Annotated in this window: 6 protein-coding genes; all 6 read right to left on the bottom strand. The window is 31.8% G+C overall.

Going from position 1 to position 6562, the window contains the following annotated elements; genetic code table 11:
- Nucleotides 1–28: 28 nt before the first annotated feature.
- Nucleotides 29–1333 (bottom strand): DUF819 family protein, encoded by a 1305-nt coding sequence (locus ACTG3S_RS03645; RefSeq protein ID WP_439128015.1) that lies wholly within the window; start codon nt 1331–1333, stop codon nt 29–31.
- Between the two features lie 3 nt (nt 1334–1336).
- Nucleotides 1337–2005 (bottom strand): DUF2490 domain-containing protein, encoded by a 669-nt coding sequence (locus ACTG3S_RS03650; RefSeq protein ID WP_439128016.1) that lies wholly within the window; start codon nt 2003–2005, stop codon nt 1337–1339.
- Nucleotides 2006–2083: 78 nt separating this feature from the next.
- Nucleotides 2084–2362 (bottom strand): DUF2490 domain-containing protein, encoded by a 279-nt coding sequence (locus ACTG3S_RS03655; protein WP_439128017.1) that lies wholly within the window; start codon nt 2360–2362, stop codon nt 2084–2086.
- Between the two features lie 4 nt (nt 2363–2366).
- On the bottom strand, nt 2367–5534 hold the full coding sequence (locus ACTG3S_RS03660) for a WD40/YVTN/BNR-like repeat-containing protein (protein ID WP_439128018.1): 3168 nt from the start codon (nt 5532–5534) through the stop codon (nt 2367–2369).
- A 114-nt stretch (nt 5535–5648) separates the two neighbouring features.
- Entirely contained in the window at nt 5649–5813 is a 165-nt protein-coding gene (locus tag ACTG3S_RS03665; RefSeq protein ID WP_439128019.1) for an Arc family DNA-binding protein, read from the bottom strand.
- A 1-nt stretch (nt 5814) separates the two neighbouring features.
- A partial coding sequence (locus ACTG3S_RS03670; protein ID WP_439128020.1) for an alpha/beta hydrolase occupies nt 5815–6562 on the bottom strand: 748 nt, incomplete at its 5' end.

Consider the following 6562-nt stretch of genomic DNA (forward strand, 5'->3'; position numbering starts at 1 on the left):
TTTACGATTGCAAATATGCTTTAAATTTTTAAATGTTGGCAGATAATTCCATTAAAATTGTACACAAAATAGCACCTACAGTACCAATAGCATAACCAAAAACAGCTAATAAAACACCAACCGTTGCCAAAGACGGATGAAATGCTTGTGCTACAATTGGTGCAGAAGCAGCACCACCAACATTAGCTTGACTACCCACAGCTAAAAAGAAATAAGGCGCTTTAATTAATTTTGCTATTCCAATTAATAATCCTGCATGGATACTCATCCAAACTAAACCAATCGCTATTAAACCAGGGTTTTCGAAGATTAATTTTAAATCCATTTTCATACCAATAGTAGCTACCAAAATATAAATAAATACGCTACCTAATTTACTGGCACCTGCACCTTCGTAATTTTTTGCTTTAGTGTAAGATAAAATAATAGCCACAATTGTGGATATACTAATTAACCAAAAAAAGCTAGAACCCAAAAAAGAAAAAATGTTACGCCATGTTTGAGATTCCATTCCCTTTACAAAATCATTAAAAAAAGCACCTAAATATTTAGAGGCAAAATGACCAAAACCAACTGTACCAAATGCAATGGCTAGCATAATCATTAAATCTGTTAAAGACGGATTTCTCTTTACTTTTTTAGAAAAAGAAGATACTTTTTCTTTCAATTCTTCTATGGCAGAAGTATCTGCTTTTAACCATTTGTTAATTTTATCTTTTCTACCAATACCAATTAATAAAACCGCCATCCAAATGTTGGCAACCACAATATCTACAAAGACCATACCTCCATATTTTGCAGGATTGTATTTATAAATTTCTAACATAGCAGTTTGGTTTGCTCCACCACCAATCCAACTTCCTGCAAGTGTAGAAAGTCCTCTCCAAACAGCATCAAAATCTGCACCACCAACTGTTTCTGGAGAAAAAATAGAAATTAATAAAATAGCCAAAGGACCACCAATTATAATACCAACTGTACCTGTAAAAAACATAATTAAGGCTTTGTTACCTAAGTTAAAAATGGCTTTTAAATCGATACTTAAAGTCATTAAAACCAACGCAGCTGGCAACAAAAACCTACTAGCAATAAAATACAATTGAGAACTATTTGTAACAGTTTCTCCTGTATCATTTACAGTTTTCCATTCAGGAGAAATAATACCAGCTGTTGTAAATAAAGCAGGAATAAAGTAAGCCATAAATAAACCTGGTACTATTTTGTAAAATTTAGGCCAAAAACCTGTTTTTATACTTTCTGTATAAAAAACAACCCCTAAAGAAATCATCAAAATACCAAATACAATAGCGTCGTTTGTAAAAATGGGTTCCATATTTTATTTATTTTTAAAGTGATTAGTGTTTACAATAATACCTAAAAGAATTCTTTTCTGAGTTTCTGTAGGTAGTTTAATTTGCTGGTAACCAAGGTTTAATTTTAGAGTAGTATTTAATTGATGTAAAACCCCAAAACCTGTCCAATTTTGTACAAAGCGTTTGCTTTTATCCATATTAAAGAAAATCTCATTAAAAACATAAGCAGTCCATTTTTCTGAAATCGGATACTGCGCATTCAAATCGTAACGAAACCAATGGCTATCACTATTTAAAGTATTTGCGCGTATAAATCGATGTTCGAATCTAAAACGATGACTAAGTTTTAATTTATTAAAACTATTGCTATAATTGATATCCTCATAAATTCTATTTTCAAAAACCGTATTGCTTGGTGTACCAGAAATAAAATCTGTAGTTACATAACTATAACCTAAAGTAAAATTTAGCTTTTTATGCAACGTATAATTTGCACCTAATCTGTAGATTTCTTGCTGAAAATCTTTACCAATTTTGTAATATCTAATGTGAGCCATACTTTTAATAGCCCATTTTTCACTTATTTTGTGAGAGCCATTGTACATAAACCAATTACCAAGCTCGTTATTTGTGTTTTGTGAAAAGATGGAACTGTAAATAAATAAACAAGTTACAAAAAGTAGAAATCTCATAAATATTTTTATATTTTATTTTTAATATGATTTGTGTTTAAAATGACACCTAATTGCAATCGGTGTGATTTTATTTTACTAAATTGAGTATGCATATAGTCTAGTCTTAGTTGTAATTGTTTGCTTATTTTTTTTATTAAAATTATAATTTACACCTAATCTGTAAATTTCTTGTTGATATGCTGTAATAAACTCATAATACCTTACATGAAAACTAGTTTTTAGAGTAAATTTTTCTGAAATTTTATGAGAACCATTGTACATATACCAAGTACCTAAAATATTTTCAGAAGTATTTTGAGCATGTGTTTTAAAAAAGATAAAACACATGCTTAAAATTAACAGGTAAATACGCATATATTTAATTAGCTGTAAAGATTTTAGTCTCTTTAAAAGGAGAAATTTTTATATTTTCTACAGCTGCTTTGTATGTAACCCAGTCTTTGTTAAAAAACGCGTTGGTTTCAGAAATAACTTTGGTAAATTCATCTTTAAACTGATTCATTAGTATAGTTTCTGTAGCTGTTTGTTCTCCAAAACGAGAACTTATGTATCTACTTGCCTGACCAAAACGTTGGTTTACAGTAATTTCTGGATTTCTTGTAATACCTTGTCTTTTATCGATAGAACCTAAATATTTGGCAATTAAGGCATCAATTTTTTTAATGATATCTGATGATTTTTTAATTTCTTCTTTGTATTTCTTTTTGTCCTCTTTTGACAAGTCACTTTTTATAGAACTGGCAGTGTTTTTACTTTGTACCAATTGTTTTACAGCTGAGGCAATTTTTTCTTGGTATTTTTCTAGTGTTTTACTAGCTGCATATTTTTGATTGATGGCAGCCTGAGATATTTGTAAACGAGGGTCAAACTCAACTTTAATATCTTGTTCAGAAACTTCGTTTCCAAAAGTCATTTTTAAGCGATAAGTACCTGGTTTTACTTCTACACCAGAAGGCTCTCTTGTAGAGTTTCTAATTCTTCTTGAGGCTCTAGCTACTCCTTTTTCTCTTAAATACCAAGTAGTTTTATGCACACCACTTTCTTTTGGAGTTTTAAATTTTAAAGTTCTTATTTGTCTAGTTCCATCAAAAATTTCTAGTTTTATAGAATCGTATTTTACGTTATCTTTTTTCTTACTCTTCGTTTTTTTATCTGCTTTAGGAACATCTACAAAATAAGAAATAATGGCACCTCTATTTCTGTTTTCTCCTTGATACATGGCATCTGCACCAAATCTACTTCCTGTTGGTTGTTGGTATGCTGCTTGGTAAGCAGTTGGTGGTTCAAATAAGTGTAATTTTTTATTACTACTATTTTTACCTGCCAAAGCTCTTAAAGGGCGAATGTCATCTAAAACCCAAGCTGCTCTTCCAAAAGTACCAATTACTAAATCTTGTTCTCTTGGGTGAATCACCAAATCTTTTACAGGAACTGTAGGGAAACCATTGGTCCATTTTGTCCATCGATCTCCAGCATCCACAGAGATATACAATCCATCATCTGTACCTAAAAACAATAAGTTTTCATTTTCTGGATCTTCAATAATACATAACGTATAGCTTTGTACGTCGTTTTCGTCTACAATACGTTCCCAAGTTTTACCATAGTTTTTGGTTCTGTATGCATAAGGCTTGTAGTTAAAACGTCTGTAATCATTCGCAACTAAAAGTGCTTCGCCTTTATTTTTGTTAGATGCTTTTATTTGTGTTATCCAGCTAAATTCTGGTAAACCTTTAATGTTTTTGGCAACGTTTGTCCAACTTTCTCCACCATTTTTGGTGATGTGTACTTGTCCATCATCTGTAGCAGCCCATAAAACATCTTTTTGTAAGAGAGACGGTTCTATTACTAAAACTGTACAATGATTTTCGGCACCAGTTGCATCCATTGTTAAACCACCACTTTCAGATTGTTTTAATTTTTCTGGGTTGTTGGTAGATAAATCTGGCGATATTACCTCCCAAGTTAATCCTTTGTCTGTTGATTTATGTACAAACTGACTTCCAAAATATAAAGTACTACTATCAAAAGGATCTATATTTATAGCTGCATTCCAATTGAAACGTAATTGTACATCAGGATTTTTATGTGTTGGTTTTACTGAATAATTATTTCCTGTTTGATAATCATATCTCACCACAGAACCTTGCTGACTCATAGACCAACCATATCTAGAGTTGTCTTTGTCTGGCACAACATCAAAACCATCACCAAAAGAAATTTCTTGCCAGTAAGAATTTCTAATTCCTTGTGATTTCCAAACATAAGCTGGTCCTCTCCAAGAACCATTGTCTTGCATTCCACCATAAACATTGTAAGGATATTCATTATCTACATTAATGTGATAAAATTGCGCTACAGGTATGTTGCCAATAAATCGCCAAGATTTACCACCATCGTTGGTAATGTTTAATCCACCATCATTACCGTCAATCATAAATTTACCATTCTTTGGATGAATCCACCAAGCATGATGATCTGGATGTACACCATTATCTACACCATAAGCAGGCATTAATTGTTTAAAGTTTTTACCACCATCTTCAGACACATTTACATAGGTAAAAACAGTATATAATTTGTTTTCATTTTGTGGATCTACATAAATTTCTGAATAGTAAAAAGGACGATTTCCAATACCAGGTTTATCATTTATCTTTTTCCATTTAAAACCACCATCTTCACTTTTATACAAGGCATTTTTTTTAGACTCTACTAAGGCATAAATTATATTTGTATTATTGGGGGCAATTGCTACGCCAATTCTACCTAATTCGCCTTTTGGGAAACCTTCTTTTTCAGTGATTTTTTTCCAATTTTCTCCACCATCATGGGTAATGTATAAGCCAGAACCTTCTCCACCAGATTTAAAAAACCAAGGGTCACGTTTGTGTTCCCACATGGCTGCAATTATTTTATTTGGATTTTTTGGATCCATAATTAAATCACCAGTTCCAGATTTTATGTTGGTAAATAAAATTTGTTTCCAGGTTTTACCACCATCTGTAGTTTTATAAACACCACGTTCTTTGTGTTCTCCCCAAGGAGAACCAATAGCGCCCACATACACCACATCAGGATTTGTTGGATGAATTAAAATTCTATGAATATGACGTGTTTTTTCTAACCCCATAGATTTCCAGTTTTTACCTGCGTCTAAAGATTTGTAAATACCAAAACCACCATTTAAACTATTTCTTGGGTTTCCTTCTCCAGTTCCTGCCCAAATTACACTTGGGTTGGATTGTTGTATGGCAACAGCACCAATTGAGGCTGTTAATTCTTTTTCGAAAATGGGGCTCCATTTTACACCACCAGAAGTAGATTTCCAGATACCACCAGAAGCAGTACCTACATACATAATTTCTGGGTTTTTTTCTACAACGTCTATAGAAGTTACACGTCCCGACATGCCTCCAGGGCCAATGTTTCTAGGTTTCATGTTTTTTACTAAATCCATAGAAAACTCTTGCGAAAAGAGTAAAGTTGTAGCCGATAAAAATAAAAGTGTGATTAATTTTTTCATTATATGGGTTTGTTGAGTTTGTATAAAGCCAACAAGATACAAAATAGAAAACGCTCAATAAAAATTGAGCATTTATTTTAACAGTTTTGTTTTACAATGGTTTTAAACTCATTGTTATTCCTCTTTCTTCTTAGGTTCACGATTCGCTTCTTTTAAAGCTTGCATTAGCATCCATTCTATTTGCCCATTTGTAGAACGAAACTCATCTGCAGCCCACTTTTCTATGGCCTTCAACATATCTTCATTAACTCGCAACGCGAAAGCTTTCTTCTTTGCCATTTTATTGTTTTACAAATTTTACTACAACTTCTATTAGTTTTTCTGAAATGGGAAATGTATCAGCATAATAGGAAGCTAAGTTGTCTTCATTTTTAGTTATATTTTTTAAAACATGATTCATGTTTTCTATAAATACCAATTCTGCATTTGGTTTGGCTTCTTTTAAAGCATTTGCATCTTCTTTTTTTACTTGCAAATCTTTGGTGCCTTGAATTAATAAAGTAGGTTTTTTAACTTTTTTAATTTCTTCAGTTGGGTTTAGTTGCATCCACGAAAGTAAGAAAGGTTGGTTGGGTTTTGCAAAAACACTCATTAAAAAAGGATTAACGGTTTCTATATTTCCTTTGATTCTTAGTGTGTCAAATTGTTGTTTTGCTGCTTTTCCTAAAGTAGGATTTTTAGTATTTAATTGTTTAATGATTGTTTTGTCTATGGTTTCGCCAGCACCAGCAATAGAAATATATTTGTCTACATTTTTTAAAGCCAACATTGCAATTAATGAGCCTTGGCTATGACCTACCAATATAATTTTAGAAAAACGTTTGTCTTTTTTAAAGTGTTTTACAACCTCTTGGACGTCTAAAACAAAATCTGTTATTTTAGTATTTTTTAGAAGTTCTCTATTGTTTTTATTAGCTGTTCTTTTATCAAAACTAAAAAACGCTATATTTTTTTTGTTAACAGCCTCTCTAAATTGTTTAATGTAGTTTGCTTTTACAGGTGTGCCTGCTTGATTTCCATTTCTATCA

The sequence above is a fragment of the Polaribacter sp. genome (assembly GCF_965656025.1).
Taxonomy (GTDB): Bacteria; Bacteroidota; Bacteroidia; order Flavobacteriales; family Flavobacteriaceae; genus Polaribacter.

What these genes read in the sequence shown, in the direction of transcription:
- ACTG3S_RS03655 (WP_439128017.1), bottom strand. Translation starts at nt 2,362, where the DNA reads ATGCGTATTTACCTGTTAATTTTAAGCATGTGTTTTATCTTTTTTAAA.
- ACTG3S_RS03650 (WP_439128016.1), bottom strand. Translation starts at nt 2,005, where the DNA reads ATGAGATTTCTACTTTTTGTAACTTGTTTATTTATTTACAGTTCCATC.
- ACTG3S_RS03665 (WP_439128019.1), bottom strand. Translation starts at nt 5,813, where the DNA reads ATGGCAAAGAAGAAAGCTTTCGCGTTGCGAGTTAATGAAGATATGTTG.
- ACTG3S_RS03645 (WP_439128015.1), bottom strand. Translation starts at nt 1,333, where the DNA reads ATGGAACCCATTTTTACAAACGACGCTATTGTATTTGGTATTTTGATG.
- ACTG3S_RS03660 (WP_439128018.1), bottom strand. Translation starts at nt 5,534, where the DNA reads ATGAAAAAATTAATCACACTTTTATTTTTATCGGCTACAACTTTACTC.